Annotated in this window: 11 protein-coding genes; 5 read left to right on the top strand and 6 right to left on the bottom strand. The window is 72.2% G+C overall.

Annotated elements, in window-relative coordinates:
- Positions 1-84: 84 nt before the first annotated feature.
- Positions 85-969 (top strand): GNAT family N-acetyltransferase, encoded by an 885-nt coding sequence (locus NUT86_RS04870; protein ID WP_274733642.1) that lies wholly within the window; start codon positions 85-87, stop codon positions 967-969.
- Between the two features lie 12 nt (positions 970-981).
- On the opposite strand, the gene NUT86_RS04865 is transcribed toward NUT86_RS04870, so the two are convergent.
- The 4 genes from NUT86_RS04865 to NUT86_RS04850 form a co-directional block, all read right to left on the bottom strand.
- Entirely contained in the window at positions 982-2,064 is a 1,083-nt protein-coding gene (locus tag NUT86_RS04865) for a protein kinase family protein (RefSeq protein ID WP_274733640.1), read from the bottom strand.
- A 111-nt stretch (positions 2,065-2,175) separates the two neighbouring features.
- Positions 2,176-2,682: a DinB family protein gene (locus tag NUT86_RS04860; protein WP_093640116.1), complete on the bottom strand. Its 507-nt coding sequence runs from the start codon at positions 2,680-2,682 to the stop codon at positions 2,176-2,178.
- A 488-nt stretch (positions 2,683-3,170) separates the two neighbouring features.
- Positions 3,171-3,362 carry a hypothetical protein gene (locus NUT86_RS04855; protein WP_018091729.1) on the bottom strand — a complete coding sequence of 64 codons (192 nt, stop codon included), beginning with the start codon at positions 3,360-3,362 and terminating at the stop codon, positions 3,171-3,173.
- A gap of 123 nt (positions 3,363-3,485) precedes the next feature.
- Complete coding sequence (locus NUT86_RS04850; protein WP_274733635.1) at positions 3,486-5,897, bottom strand: SpoIIE family protein phosphatase; 2,412 nt, start codon at positions 5,895-5,897, stop codon at positions 3,486-3,488.
- Positions 5,898-6,048: 151 nt separating this feature from the next.
- Between NUT86_RS04850 and NUT86_RS04845 the strand changes: the two genes are divergently transcribed.
- Complete coding sequence (locus tag NUT86_RS04845) at positions 6,049-6,828, top strand: VOC family protein (RefSeq protein ID WP_018091731.1); 780 nt, start codon at positions 6,049-6,051, stop codon at positions 6,826-6,828.
- Positions 6,829-6,908: 80 nt separating this feature from the next.
- On the opposite strand, the gene NUT86_RS04840 is transcribed toward NUT86_RS04845, so the two are convergent.
- Positions 6,909-8,843 (bottom strand): hypothetical protein, encoded by a 1,935-nt coding sequence (locus tag NUT86_RS04840; RefSeq protein ID WP_274733633.1) that lies wholly within the window; start codon positions 8,841-8,843, stop codon positions 6,909-6,911.
- Between the two features lie 1,015 nt (positions 8,844-9,858).
- A complete protein-coding gene (locus NUT86_RS04835) occupies positions 9,859-11,409 on the bottom strand; it encodes a S1 family peptidase (protein ID WP_274733631.1) in 1,551 nt (516 codons plus the stop codon).
- Positions 11,410-11,762: 353 nt separating this feature from the next.
- On the opposite strand from NUT86_RS04835, the gene tdh reads away from it, so the two are divergent.
- The 3 genes from tdh (at position 11,763) to NUT86_RS04820 (ending at position 14,995) form a co-directional block, all read left to right on the top strand.
- On the top strand, positions 11,763-12,791 hold the full coding sequence (gene tdh, locus NUT86_RS04830) for an L-threonine 3-dehydrogenase (protein WP_159491001.1): 1,029 nt from the start codon (positions 11,763-11,765) through the stop codon (positions 12,789-12,791).
- 66 nt (positions 12,792-12,857) lie between these two features.
- Positions 12,858-14,051: a glycine C-acetyltransferase gene (locus tag NUT86_RS04825; protein ID WP_274733628.1), complete on the top strand. Its 1,194-nt coding sequence runs from the start codon at positions 12,858-12,860 to the stop codon at positions 14,049-14,051.
- Positions 14,052-14,086: 35 nt separating this feature from the next.
- Positions 14,087-14,995: a LysR family transcriptional regulator gene (locus NUT86_RS04820; RefSeq protein WP_018091736.1), complete on the top strand. Its 909-nt coding sequence runs from the start codon at positions 14,087-14,089 to the stop codon at positions 14,993-14,995.
- The last annotated feature ends 173 nt before the right edge of the window (positions 14,996-15,168 follow it).

Genomic DNA, 15,168 nt, shown 5'->3' with positions numbered 1-15,168 from the left:
CCCGCCCCGCCCCCCGTCACCGGCTCCGCACCGTTCCCGTTCACTCCCGCCTCCTGACCCCACCAGAAGGGACGAACACCCGGCATGCCCACCCTTGGCAACGCTCCGGATCCACAGCCCGTCACCGGCGAACTCACCGTCAGCACCGCCTCGTTGGACGACTGGCACCAGGTGGCCCAATGGGCCGCCGACGAAGAGTGGAACCCCGGACGCGGTGACACCGCCTGCTTCCACCCCACCGACCCCGCCGGATTCTTCATCGGCCGCCGCGCCGGACAGACCGTCTCCGCGGTCTCGGTCGTCAACTACTCGGACGCCTATGCGTTCCTGGGCTACTACCTCGTCCACCCCGACCACCGCCGGCAGGGCCTGGGCCTCGCCACCTGGCGTGCCGCCTTCCCGCACGCCGGTGCCCGGACCGTGGGTCTCGACGCGGTCCCCGCCCAGCAGGACACCTACCGGCGCGCCGGGTTCGCCCCCGCCTACGAGACCATCCGCTACGCCGGACGCCCCACCGGCCCCGGGACCCCGGCGCCGGGCGTCGTCCCCGTCACCCGTGCGCATCTCGACGCCCTCGCCGACTACGACCGGCGCTGCTTCCCCGCCGACCGCCGTGCCTTCGTCACCCGCTGGCTGACGGCCCCCGGCCACACCGCCCTCGCGTATCTGCGCGACGGTGCGATCGCGGGCTACGGCGTGCTCCGCCCGGCCCGCACCGGTCACCGCATCGGCCCGCTCTTCGCCGACACCACCGCGGTCGCCGAAGCGCTCTTCGACGCCCTCGCGGCGTCCGCCGACCCGGCCGACGAGATCTTCCTCGACGTCCCCGGCCCCCGGCACGCCGCCCACACCCTGGTCACCTCCCGCGGCCTGACCCCGCGGTCGCAGACCGTGCGGATGTACACCGGCCCGGTGCCACCGGCGGAGCACGAGCGGACCTTCGGCGTCACCAGTCTCGAACTCGGCTGAGCGAGCGGGCCGTTACGCGGTGACGGCCCTGCCTCGCACCCCCACCGCCCGCTCGATCTCCGCCGTCGGGAAGGGTGTCCGCTTGCTCTCGGTGAGGAAACGGCGGTGGAAGTCGCCCAGGACGACGGCCGGGCGGGCGTGCCGGTCGATGAGGGCGGCGGTCTCGGGCGGGAGGCCGCCGGGCCGTCGTCCGGCGATCCAGTCGCGCAGGAAGACGTCGCGCTCCGTGTCGCCGCGCACACCGTCGAGCAGGTGGTGACGGAGCAGGTGCGTCGCGGTATGGCAGTGGTCGTACGCGAGGTGGTCCGAGAGGAACGCGGCCTCATCGGCCGAAAGGTCGAAGCGGGAGCTCAGGGCCAGCCCGAAGTCGGCGAAGTAGAGCCGGCGGCCATCGGTCAGGATGTTGGCGAAGTGGGCGTCGAAGTGGACGAGTCCGCGAGCGCGCAGAAAGGCGGTCCCGCGCGCCAGGGCCTCCGCCACCCAGGGGTAGGGCGAGCCGATGCCGCTCTCCGTCACACCGGCGCGGTGGTCGGCCAGCCATCCGGCGAGGGTGTGCGGCACATGTTCCAGGAAGAGCACCAGGCTGGACGAGGACCGTCCGAGGGCCTCCAGCCGTTCGCGCACTGCCGGTGATCCCTCCCAGTGCGCGACGGCCCCCTCCAACCCGCCGAACTCGTCGGTGAATCCTTCGGGAGGGGAGTCGGGCAGCACCCGCCAGTGATACATCAGCGGGAAACCCGCGTACGCGTTCCCGAGCACCCAGTGGGTGGTCATGGTGTGCACCGCAAGTTCCCGCCAGGCACCGAACCCGGCCGAGCCCGCCCCGTACTGGTAGAACAGCGGCAGCCCGAAGACGTTCGCCGTCGAGCGCACATGCTCCGGCCGCAGCTCGATATCCGTCAGGGGGACCCGTTTGACGAAGACGCGCACCCCGTCGACGTCCAGCTCCGCCGATCTGCCGCCGATACCGGACCCGAGCGGGACGGCGGATGCCACGACCTCCTGGAGCCGGTGGTCGCTCAGCAGGGAGAGTTGTGTGGCCACGGTCCCGTAACCCGCCAGGCGCGCGGCACACAGCGGTTCCCGGTCATCCATCGTCAGCTCCTCGCCGCCCGCACCAGGGCTTCGGCGATCGTACGCACGGGACCGGCCCCGCGCGCCACTCCTGCGCGGGGCCGGCACCCACCGGCCTGGCCGCCGGTCCGCTCAAGCACCGACCGTGCCGTCGATGGCCTCGCGCAGGAAGTCCGCATGGCCGTTGTGGCGGGCGTACTCATGGATCAGATGCAGCATCACCACGCGCAGCGAGACATGTTCGCCCCAGCGGGGCTGATAGCCCGTGACGTCGAGCGAGGCGGCCTCCTGCTCGATGCGGCGGGCGTGTGCCACCTCCGTCTGCCAGGCGTCGAACGCCTCCGCGCGGGTGGACCTGCTCGCGTCGTACGCCACTTGGAAGTCGCCCTCGGCCGACCAGACGAGCGGGATGTCCTCGCCGTTGATCACCCGGCGGAACCAGGTGCGTTCCACCTCGGCCATGTGCCGCACCAGGCCGAGCAGGGAGAGCGTGGAGGGCGGGCTCGACCGGCGCCTGAGGTCCTCGTCGGAGAGGCCGTCGGTCTTCATGGCGAGCGTGGCCCGGTGGAAGTCGAGATAGGAGCGCAGGGTCTCCCGCTCGCCGGCGCGGACGGGCGGGGAGATGCGTTCGGTGGTCACGGAGGATTCCTTTCCGCGGCGAGTCCCCGGGCAGGTCTCGGCCGGTGCGGTGTCGCGGCGCTGAGAGGCGTCATGGTGGTGGGAGCCGTCCACGGGCGCACGGTCCGGAGGAGGGCGCGTGGCCCGTGGCGGGAGACGCTCTCCCTGAGCGCTCCGGAGCATGCCGGGAAGGCGGCGGTCGAGGCGATCTTCCCCAGCGCTCCGGGCCGCCGCAAGGGGTTTATCCGCGGCCGTGGTGGGCGGACGGAGGATGCCCGGGCCAGGGCCCGCCCGGCACAGCGGTTTCCGGCCTCCGGCACCTGGTCCTCACGGACGACTGATCCGGGCCGACGCTCAACTCCGCGCGCCGGGCGGCCTCTTACGAGCGGACGCCCGACGGCACGCACCACGCGCGCGGGCCCGCCAGTCCGTGGACGGCGCACCAGGGCACACCGTCCGCGGAGCAGGCTGCCCTCCGCGCTCTCCGTCCGCCGCTCAGCCGGCGGCACTCACGGCAGATACCGCTCGATGGCGCCGGGTCCTTCCTCAGCGATCAGGCGCCTGGCCCATTCCAGGCTCGCGGGGGTGGGTTCGCGCCCGGACGCCTTCACCAGGTCCTCCGGGTCATAGGGCCGCTCGCTACCGGTGTACAGCTGAGTCGGCCGCCGCTCGGCCGCCTGCTCCCTGCCATTGCTCGTCACAGGGTCCTCCTCTGTCCGCGCCCGCCGAGTCGCCGGGACCTCGCTTGGTTCCATCATGGGACCGCCTCCGAACACCCGCACGATGTGCGCCGGGCCGGCCCTCGCCACCGCGCCCGCCGCCGGTCACCGGGCCGGCCGCGGAACCCCGGAATAGTGCGGCGGAAACGCCTGCTCCGTCCAGATCGTCTTCCCGTACGGCGTGTAGCGCGTCCCCCAGCGCTGCACCAGCTGCGCGACGATGAACAGCCCCCGTCCGCCCTCGTCGTCGCTGGCGCTGTGCCGCAGGTGGGGCGAGGTATGGCCGGTGTCCGACACCTCGGTCAGCAGGGTCCGGTCGCGCAGCAGCCGCAGATGCACCGGCCCCGAGGCATGCCGTACGGCATTGGTGACCAGCTCGCTGACCACGAGTTCGGTCGCGTAGGACAGCTCCGTAAGGCCCCACTCCCGCAGCTGCCCGGTGGCCAGCTCACGGGCCTTGCCCACGGCGGCCGGTTCCGCGGGCAGCTCCCAGGCCGCCACCTGCCCGGCATCCAGCTCACGGGTGCGCACCAGCAGCAGCGCCGAGTCATCGGCGGCCGGGCCGTCCGGCAGCAGCTCGGCCAGCGCGTGGTCACACAGCTCGTCCAGCGGACGGCGGTGCTCGCCCAGCACCCGGCCAAGGGTGTCCAGCCCCTCGTCCACGTCATGGTTCCGGGCCTCGACCAGCCCGTTCGTGAACAGGGCCAGCAGACTGCCGACCGGCAGCTCGATCTCCAGGGATTCGAACGGCAGGCCCCCCAGGCCCAGTGGCGGGCCCGCCGGAAGATCCGGGAAGGACACACCGCCCTCCGGGTCGACGACGGCCGGCGGCAGATGCCCGGCCCGCGCCATGGTGCACCGCCGTGAGACCGGGTCGTAGACCGCATAGAGGCAGGTCACACCGGTGGCCACATCGTCCGTGCCGATGTCCGTGCCGACCGTGGCCGCCTGCTCCTCGGCGGTCTGTTCCACCAGGTCGTCCAGCCGGCCCAGCAGCTCGTCGGGGGCCAGGTCCAGCCGGGCCAGGGCGCGGACCGTCGTCCGCAGCCGCCCCATGGTCGCCGCCGCCTGGAGGCCATGGCCCACCACGTCCCCGACGACCAGCCCGACCCGGGTGCCCGAGAGCCCGATGACGTCGAACCAGTCACCGCCGACCCCGGCCCGGTCATCGCTGGGCAGATAGCGGTAGGCCAGATCGACGGCGGACGGCGCCGCCAGATGCTGGGGCAGCAGATTGCGCTGGAGGGTCAGCGCGGCGGTGTGCTCCCGGGCGAAGCGGCGGGCGTTGTCCAGGCACACCGCCGTCCGGGTGACCAGCTCATCGGCGAGTTCGATCTCGCCCTTGTCGAAGGGCGTCATGGGGGCGCCGCGGCGGAAGGTGACCAGGCCCATCGGGGTGCCCCCGGCCCGCAGGGGCACGACGATGGTGTTCTCGTCGCGCACCATCCCGCCGGAGGACATGCTGCGGTACTGGAGGGAGCCGGGCGGGTACTCGACGCGGTGCGGGCTGTGCGGGGGGCCGTCCGGACCGGCCTGGGCTGAGCGGGCGGCGACCCGCACCAGCGTGGGCAGTGGACCGCCGGCCGCTTCCGGCTCTTCGCCGTTCAGCACGGACTGCATCAGGTCGACGGTGACCGTGGTCGCGAACCCCGGCACCGCCACCTCGGTGATCTCCCGGGCGGTGACGGTCATATCGAGTGTGGTGCCGATCCGGGCGCCGGCCTCCACCAGGAGGTTCAGCCGGCGCTGCGCCTGGTAGCGGCCGGTGATGTCGAAGGCGTCCTCGCACACCCCGAGCACCTGTCCGTGGGCGTCCTGCAGCCGGTAATAGGAGCAGGACCAGACGTGATCGGGCCCCGGGTCGGAGGGCTGCTGGCCGACGAAGTGCAGATCGAGGATCGGTTCGCCGGTGTCGATGACGTGGTGCATCACCGCGTCGAGGGTGCGCGGATACCCCTCGGTCATGAACTCGCCGTCCGGGTACAGCTCATCGGCGCGGGCACCGAGGAACTCCCGCAGCGGCAGCCCGACCTCCCGGGTGTACGCGGCGTTCGCCCAGGTCAGCCGCAGATCGGTGTCATAGATGCCCAGGCCCACCGGGGACTGGGTGGCCAGACCGTGCAGCATCGCCTGGCGGGACTCCCACATCCGGTGGGCCTCCAGTTCGGCCGCCACCAGGACACGGGCCGGCTGGGGGCCGGAGCCCGCGGACACCTTGGCGAGCGGGCAGATCATGGCCGCCATCCGCACCAGCCGGCCGTTCCGGTGCCGCACCGTGAGCTCGCGGTCGCCGCTCAGTGACTCCTCCGGTGCCTGCCCGGCCCCCTTGACGGCGGGCGGCACCAGCGTCTCCAGGGGCTGCCCGACGATCTCCTCCGGCAGATATCCGAGGAGCCGCTGGGCCGCCGGGCTCCAGCCGATGATCAGGTCCTGGGCGTCCAGAACCGCTGTGGCCGCCCTGGTGACGTCGAGGGGACCACGGAAGTCGGCGCTCTCCGCCGCGTTCCATGCGTTCATGGCATCAGCCCAGCCCGGTTCAGTATCTACAGCATCGAGCCTGATCAAGACCGGCACAACTGCGCTGCCGCCGGGGGACGCGCCCTTGGTGCGGCCCCGCCCCGTCGCTGGCAGAGTGGGAAGGGGCGCTGAGCAACAGGAGGCAGATGTCATGTCGGCCCATGGCCCCGTCACCGCGGTACGCGGCGCTCCCTGCTGGGTCAGCCTGATGGCCCGCGATCTGGAGGCCGCGCAGGATTTCTACACCGCGGTCCTGGGCTGGCGGTTCCGCCCGGCGAGCCTCGGAGAGGAGTTCTGCATCGCGATAGCCGACGGGCAGCCGGTCGCCAGCATCGGTGCCCTCGCCCAGAGCTTCCAGGTCGCAGTGGCCTGGACCTCTTATTTCGCGGTGGAGAACGCCGACGACACCGCCGACCGGATCCGTGAGCGCGGGGCGACCGTCGCCGTCGGCCCGCTCAAGCTCGGCCCCGGACGCGCCGCCCTCGCCGCCGACCCCGACGGCGCCACCTTCGGCTTCTGGGAGGGCCAGACCCTGGCCTGGTCGGTCGGACAGGGCAACGCCCCGGCCTGCCTCGAACTGCGCACCCGTGACGCCTTCGCCGCCGCCATCTTCTACGCCGAGGTCTTCGGCTGGGCCTCCGAGGAGCCGGGCGGCTGCGATGTGACCTACGAACACGACCAGGTGATCGTCCGCGACGGGACGCACATTGTCGCCACCCTGCGCGGCGGCGCCGTCGAGTCCGCCCCGGACCCGAGGGTGCGGCCCCGCTGGCACGTCCACTTCCCGGTCCGCGACATCGAGAAGGTGACGGCCACCGCGGTGACCGCCGGCGGAACCGTCACCCCCGTGACCCCGACCGCGGACGGCGAGGGCAGCCAGGCCGTCATCCGCGACCCCGACGGCGGCCTGTTCACCGTCACCTCTACCTGACGCCGACGGCCGGTTCCCGGCCCCGCCACGGCCCCTCTCCGCCGAGGCGGCCTCCGTTCACCGGCCTTTCCCCGCCTCCGTCACCGGCCCTTCTCCGCCTCCAGCGGCGCACACCACGACGACTGTTTCTGCCCGCCGACCCGGCCGCAGAAGCCCGCCTGGGTGGGCCTGCCCGCACCGTCGATGTGCTGCACGGACAGCAGTTTGTCCAACGGGACCTGGCGGTCCACATCGCCGCCGAAGCTGATGATGCCGCTCTCCCCGTCGAGCGCCTCGTCCCCGTGGACACCGCTGATCGCATGCCAGACGGCGGGGGGTGTCAACGGCATCTGCGCGGCGTCCTCGCGCAGTTGCTTGACCGCGTTGATGTACAGCTTCACGGCGTCAAAACCGAGCGCCGCATGGCCGTCGAGCGAGGAGCTCGCGACCTGGGCGCACTCCTCGGGGAACAGCCGGCCCAGCTCCGCGTAGAGCTCGCTGGTGTCATCGCAGTGTGCCGAGCCCAGCGTGAAGTCCAGGAAGTCGTAAGGGATCCCGGGGTAGTGCTGCCGGCGGTCCGTGTCGGCGGCCAGCCGGGCCACATCGTCGCCGCCGAGGAGTGTGGGCGGATCCGAGTTGCAGGACTCGTTGACGCCGCCGAGCAGCGACTCGAAGTCCTCCGAGCGGCCCGCGAAGAACACCACGCCCGGGTAGGAACAGCTCCGTTGGCCGACCGTCCCGGCGCCGGGGGCGTCCGACGAGGGGTCCGCGCCCGGTGGCGGGGGCGGGGTGAAGGAGGTCTTCTCCACCGTGAACCCGCGGGCCCGGAAGCGCCGGGCGACATCGTCGCTGAGGGTCTTGCTGTAGGTGTCGCTGGGATCGGCGGAGCCGATGATCCGGACCTGCCGGGCCGGCTTCTTCCTGCCCTGTTCCACGACATGAGCGGCGTAGGCGGCGGCGACCTCCGCCTCCCGGGTGTTCTGCGGCGAGACCTGGAAGTACATGGGGGACTGCCGCACGAGCGAGTCCGCGGACAGCGTGGTGGCCACCATGGGCAGCCCCGCCGCGGTGAGCTTCCGGATCGTCCGGTTGGTGGCCTCCCGGCTCTGGTCGAGTCCGGTGACGCCGACCAGGGACGGATCCTGCCGCTTGAGCCCCTCCAGGATCTCCACCACCCGTGTGCCGAAGCGCATGCCCGACCCGGCGTTGGCGGGGAAGAGGCGCAGGATCGGCTCCGCGGCGCCGGAGCTGCGCAGCTGCCGGGACTGTGCGCTCGCCGCGCCCTGCAGCGCCTCGCGCCCGTAGGCGAGCTGCCCGGTGGACTTCCCCGAGACGCTGAGCAGCGCCGACAGATGGACGAGGGTGACGAACGGGCGTTCCGGCGCCGCGCGATGTGCCTCCTCGGCACGGGCGTTCTGGGCGTAGATGGTCCGGAGGGTCTTGTTGAGCAGCGGGTCGGGGGAGTGGAAGGTGAATCCGTTCCGTGCCACCCCGATGCACTCGCCGGTCTCCGCGGTGCGCAAGGTGTCCGCGTCGTCCTCGAAACGGTGCAGACCGCAGTGTGCCTGCCGGTAGTCGCTCTCCCGGCTCAGTATCAGCCCGCCCGCCCCCAGCAGCGCGACGACCACCCCGCACGCCGCCGCCACCGACACCACCCGGCGCGCCCACAAAGGCGGTTCGGGAATCCGCAGCCGGGCGTCCTGGGCGACCTCCAGCCGCCGCGTCAGCTCATAGCTCTCGTCGGAGGGCGGCAGCAGCCGCGGAACGGTGACCGGCAGATACCAGGGCGCGCGGTTACGGGCCCGGCCCTGGTGCAGAAAGGTGTCCCGCCAGCCGCCGTAGAGCCGGTCGGCGAGCTCCCACAGCGAGCTGTGGCCCCAGTCGGCGCGGATCCGGGTGCCTTCGGCGGGCGGCTCGGCGCCACAGCTGATGACCAGCAGCGGGTCGAAGGCGCCCGTCTCGTTGCGTACGTCGATGATGGTCTGCAGCAGCGGATAGCCGCAGTTGTCCGCGGTGGCGCCGTCGAGCAGCGCCACACAGTACGGCGGTGCGCCGGGCGGTACGGGGCCGCCAGAGGCGTCGGCGGAACGCGACCCGCAGATCCTCCAGAAAGGCGTTGACCATCAACTTGCGTAATTGTTCCGGGTCTTCGACCTGGTGATGGGGCGCCGTCAGCCGCTCGGCGAACCCGATGAAGGTGCCCGGGTCGCGCGGCGCGAGATAGGGCTGGTTGAGCAGCCAGCGGTACTCGCGGCCCAGCCCGCGGCGGACCCGGAACCAGGCGAGCGGAAAGACATGGACGGCGAACAGCCAGACCCACCACGGCACCTTGCCGTCCACCGCGAGCTCGGTCTCCGGGGAGCGCAGCAGCCCGAACAGCCGCCGGCGCCGGAACTCCCGCTCGCGCAGCCCCTGGAGCAGTGTGTGGTCGTTGCCCTCCATACTGCCGGCGTACGGGGAGCCGCCGGCCGCCCCGGCCTGCGTCAGCCAGTTGACCAGGCCGAACCTGCGGAAGCGGACCCGTCCGTCGCTGCCGTGGACACTGAGGGCGAAGCCCTGCGCCAGCCGCTCCAGTGTGCGGCGCACCGCCTCGACGGATTCCGGGGCCGGGGGCGGTGAGCAGGCCTGGAGGTCGTGCAGACAGTGCGGTACCCGCCGGGGATCGGCGTGGCTGAGGAAGTAGCTGATGCCCTTGGCGAGCGGAGTGTGGTCTTCCCCGCTCACCAGACAGATCACCGGCAGGCCTTCACGCCCCTGCGCCACTCCGCGGTGCCGCACCGGCTCCGGACACTCCCGGCGCCGTGGCCTGCGCACCAGATCGGCTATCAGACGCAGGAGATGCCCGGCTCCGCGGAAGACGGGGATATTGGAATCGAGTTCGTTCGACGCCATGATGTCCCTGAGGAAGGGTCGGAGTAGGGCCGGTATTCTGACACCGCTCCGCGGGCGGTCGCTATGGTTCCGCCACACTCAGGGTCCCGTACGCTCACCGGCCCCGCTCTCCTTCGCCGTTGAAGGGGGCGGGGCCGGTCGCGCAGTGGATTCCTCGCGTCAGTTCAGCGCGTCACCGCCGGCCGCGCCGGGGTCCTGGGCACCCGCTCCCGGGTCTTCCGCTCCGGCGCCCGCACCCGGGTCGCCCGCTCCCGCGCCGGCGTTGCCGGCACCGGCGTTCCCGGCTCCCGCGTTCCCGGCACCGGCGTTCCCGGCTCCCGCGTTGCCGGCTCCCGCGTTGCCGGCACCGGCGTTTCCCGCGCCGGCGTCGCCGCCGCCCGCGCCATTGCCGCCGGCCGCGCCGTTGTCACCGCCGTTGTCGCCGCCGCCGGCACCGCCGCCCCCGGCGCCGATCTCCGCACCCGTGGCCTTGAGCGCGTCGGTGACCGGCTGGAAGAAGGTCTCGCCGCCCGAGGTGCAGTCGCCGCTGCCGCCGGAGGTCAGCCCGACCGCCGAGTCCTCGGAGAACATCGCGCCGCCGCTGTCGCCGGGCTCCGCGCAGACATCCGTCTGTATGAGGCCGTTGACGATGTCGCCGTTGCCGTAGTTCACCGTCGCGTCAAGACCGGTGACGGTGCCGTCGCTGAGGCCGGTGGTGCTGCCCGAGCGCTGCACCTTCATACCGACGGCGGCCTCCGCGGCCTTGGTGATCTCCTGGGTGCTGCCGTTCTGCAGGTCGACCGCGCTCTGCGGCTGTGCGTTGGCGTCGTCGTAGGTGACCAGTGCGAAGTCGGTCTTCGGGAACTTGGAGTCGGACACCGTGCCCAGCGGCTGGCTGCCGCCCTGGTCCGCGGTCCAGGTCTTGGAGTCGTTGCCGCAGTGACCGGCCGTCAGGAAGGCCGGTGCGCCCTTGACCGTGACGTTGAAGCCCAGTGAGCAGCGGGCGTTGCCGCCGAAGATGGCACTGCCGCCGATCGGCCCGGCGGCCTGCCCGCCGCCTCCGGCACCGCCGTCGCCCGCGCCACCCGCGGCGTCCCCGGCCCCTCCTGCCGCGTCTCCGGCGCCACCTGCGGCGTCTCCCGCTCCGCCCGCGGCGTCCCCGGCACCGCCCGCGGCGCTGCCGGCCGCGCCTCCCGCCGCGCTTCCCGCGTCCCCGCCGTCGTACCGCTTGAACTCACCCTGGGACCGCTTGACGGTCACCATGCCCTCGCCCATGCCGTTCGTGGTCTTGGTGAGGGTGGCCATCTTTGCGCCGGTGACGGTTCTGTCGGCGACCACCACGATCTTGTTGGTCTTCGGGTCGATCGACCAGGCCGTGCCGGGCACCGAGGCGTTGTCGCGCAGGGTCTTCGCACCGGACTTCAGCGCGGTCATGCTGTTCTGCACGACCTTGGCGACGGCGCCCTTGGCCTTGACGCTCGCGGCGTCGTCCTCCGACAGGACGTTCATGACCAGGTGGCCGTTCGAGCTGTCCAGGTACCAGCCCGCGCTCTGGTCCCCGAGGTCCGCCTTCAGGGACGTCGCCAGCTGCGTGGCCGAGTGGGCGCTGAGCGTCTTCAGGGCCGCCGGCTGGTCCGTGCTCGCGTTGGCGTTGGGGAGCAGGATCGCTGCGGCCGCGACGGCTCCCACACCGGCGGTGGCGATGGCGCCGGTCCGCAGGCGCTTGTTCACATGTCGGTGGCTCAATTCACTGACCTCCAGGGACGCACAGGAACGAGGCACACGGGCGACCGCGGTGCGTCGCGTCAGCACCCGTGTGTGGTGCTCACCCAGTCCTACGTAGCCGCGTGCACCCCGGTCTCACGGCCACTCAAGCTGTGATGAATTCCGACGCTTGCGGAGGCGAACGTTTACACTCCCGGGCCCGCCGTCGCCCCTGCGCGGAGGGGGCGTAAAGGGCAGCTGTGGCCGCGCTTAAGAAATCCTCGATGGACCTCGCGCCCGACGTACGGAAGATTTCCTGACGAAGATCGGGCGGCCGAGGCGGGCCCCCGGCAGGTCACTGACGTACGGGAGCCGCTGCGGTGAAGGCACTGGTCAAGCAGAAGACGGAGCCGGGTCTCTGGCTCATGGACGTGCCGGAGCCGGCCATCGGCCCGGGGGATGTGCTGATCAAGGTGCTGCGCACCGGCATCTGCGGCACGGATCTGCACATCCGGTCGTGGGACGGCTGGGCGCAGAACGCCGTGACCGCCCCGCTGACGATCGGCCATGAATTCGTCGGCGAGGTGGTGGAAACCGGCCGTGATGTGGCCGAGATCAAGGCCGGCGACCTGGTCAGCGGTGAGGGCCATCTGGTCTGCGGCAAGTGCCGCAACTGTCTGGCCGGCCGCCGCCATCTGTGCCGCGCCACCGTCGGCCTCGGCGTCGGCCGGGACGGTGCCTTCGCCGAGTACGTCGCGCTGCCCGCCACCAACGTCTGGGTGCACCGCGTCCCCGTGGACCTCGACATCGCCGCCGTCTTCGATCCGTTCGGCAACGCCGTGCACACCGCGCTGTCGTTCCCGCTGGTCGGCGAGGATGTGCTGATCACCGGCGCGGGGCCGATCGGCATCATGGCGGCGGCCGTCGCCCGGCACGCCGGGGCCCGCAATGTCATGATCACGGACGTCAGCGAGGAGCGCCTCGCCCTGGCCCGCAAGGTCGGCGTCAGCCTCGCCCTCAATGTCGCCGAGGCGACCATCGCCGACGGCCAGCGCGAACTGGGCCTGCGCGAGGGCTTCGACATCGGGCTGGAGATGTCCGGCCGGCCCGAGGCGATGTGCGACATGATCACCAACATGACGCACGGTGGCCGGATCGCGATGCTCGGCCTGCCGTCCCAGCAGTTCCCCGTCGACTGGTCCCGGATCGTCACCTCCATGATCACGATCAAGGGCATCTACGGCCGGGAGATGTTCGAAACCTGGTACGCGATGTCCGTGCTGCTCGAAGGCGGCCTCGACCTCTCGCCCGTGATCACCGGCCGCTATGCCTACCAGGACTTCGACGCCGCCTTCGACGACGCCGCCAGCGGCCGCAGCGGCAAGATCATTCTCGACTGGACTGCTTGATTTCTGGCTCGGTTCGCCTCTCGGGCGCGACCGCCTCACCCGCCCCACGCACCTTAAGGAGCCCTCATGCTCGATTCCGTACGCAACGAACTGCGCGGCACCCTCGACGAGATCCGCGCCGCCGGTCTGCACAAGCCCGAGCGCGTCATCGGCACCCCGCAGTCCGCCACCGTCGCGGTCACCGCCGGCGGCAACCCCGGCGAGGTCCTCAACTTCTGCGCCAACAACTACCTCGGCCTCGCCGACCACCCCGAGGTCATCGCGGCCGCCCACGAAGCGCTCGACCGCTGGGGCTACGGCCTCGCCTCGGTCCGCTTCATCTGCGGCACCCAGGAGGTCCACAAGGAGCTGGAGCAGCGGATCTCCGGCTTCCTGGGCCAGGAGGACACCATCCTCTACTCCTCCTGCTTCGACGCCAACGGCGGTGTCTTCGAGACCCTGCTCGGCCCGGACGACGCGGTGATCTCCGACGCCCTCAACCACGCCTCCATCATCGACGGCATCCGCCTGTGCAAGGCCCGCCGCTTCCGCTACGCCAACCGCGATCTGGCCGATCTGGAACGCCAGTTGAAGGAGGCGGGCAGCGCCGGCCGCAAGCTCGTCGTCACCGACGGTGTGTTCTCCATGGACGGCTATGTGGCGCCGCTGCGTGAGATCTGTGACCTGGCCGACCAGTACGGCGCCATGGTGATGGTCGACGACTCGCACGCGGTCGGCTTCGTCGGCCCCGGCGGCCGCGGCACCCCCGAGCTGCACGGGGTGATGGACCGCGTCGACATCATCACCGGCACCCTCGGCAAGGCCCTCGGCGGCGCCTCCGGCGGCTATGTCGCGGCCCGCGCCGAGATCGTCGCGCTGCTGCGCCAGCGCTCGCGCCCGTACCTCTTCTCCAACTCGCTCGCCCCGGTGATCGCGGCCGCCTCGCTGAAGGTGCTCGACCTGCTGGAGTCGGCCGGTGACCTGCGCCAGCGGCTGCACGCCAACACCGCGCTGTTCCGCTCGCGGATGACCGAGGAGGGCTTCGACATCCTCCCCGGCGACCACGCCATCGCCCCCGTCATGATCGGTGACGCGGCCGAGGCGGCCCGGATGGCGGAGCTGCTCCTGGAACGCGGCGTGTACGTCATCGGCTTCTCCTACCCGGTGGTCCCGCAGGGCCAGGCGCGGATCCGGGTACAGCTGTCCGCCGCCCACTCCACCGAGGACGTCAACCGCGCGGTCGACGCATTCATCGGTGCGAGGGCCGCGCTCGGGGGCTGACACCGCCCGCGGGCCGCTGCTGCGAAACTGGAAGCATGATCGAAGCACGACGGCTGCACATCCTCCGTGCGGTGGCCGACCACCGCACGGTCACCGCCGCGGCCGCCGCGCTCTATCTCACGCCCTCGGCGGTCTCCCAGCAGCTGGCCGCCCTGGAACAGGAGACCGGCCACCGTCTGGTGGAGCGCAGCGCCCGCGGCGTACGGCTGACCGCCGCGGGCGACATCCTGCTCATCCACGCCAACGCCGTCCTGGCGCAGCTGGAGCGCGCCGAGTCCGAGCTCGCCGCCTACGGCTCGGGCGAGGCGGGCACGGTCACCGTCGCGGCCTTCGCGACCGGCATCGGCCTGGTCGTCGCGCCCGCCCTCACCGCACTCGCCCGCACCGCCCCCGGCATCCGGGTCCACGTCCAGGACGCCGAGGGCGACGCCAGCCTGCTGATGGTCCTCGACCGGCAGGTCGATGTGGCGGTGGCCGTCGAATACCGGGGCGCACCGGGCGCCGACGACCCACGGCTGACCCGGGTCCCGCTCTACGCCGAGCCGTTCGACGCGGTCCTGCCGCCCGGCCACCGCCTCGCCGAGGCCGCCCAGGTGGCCTTGGCCGACCTCGCCCAGGACCCCTGGATCGGCCCCTACCCCGGCAACCCCTGCCATGACGTGGTGGTCCTGGCCTGCGAGTACGCCGGCTTCCAGCCACGTCTGGAGCACTCGTCGGACGACTTCCGCGCCGTCGTCGCGCTCGCCTCGGCCGCGGCGGGCGTGGCGCTCGTCCCCCGCTCGGCGCTGCGGGACGTGGACCTCACCGGGGTGGTGGTCCGCCCCGTCGACGATGTGGCCCCCACCCGCCGGGTCTTCGCCGCCGTACGCCGTGGCGCCGAGGAGCACCCGCTCTTCCGCCCGGTCCTCGCCGCGCTCCGGGAGGCGGCGGCCTCTCAGGGCTGAGGACGGCAACGGCCGCGCACACGGCGACGGTGGGCCGGGCACACCGCGCACCGCCGTGACGGCGGGCCGCACACACCGCACACACCGCACACCACGGCGACGGCGGGCCGCACACACCGCACCGCCACCACTCCCTGTCCGGCCGCGCCCGAGGTGCCGGCCCGCACCGGCCG

The sequence above is a fragment of the Streptomyces sp. G7(2002) genome (assembly GCF_028870195.1).
Classification (GTDB): Bacteria; Actinomycetota; Actinomycetes; order Streptomycetales; family Streptomycetaceae; genus Streptomyces; species Streptomyces nigrescens.
The sequence above is the reverse complement of the archived record's forward strand: the minus strand, read 5'-3'. Positions and strand labels throughout refer to the sequence as shown.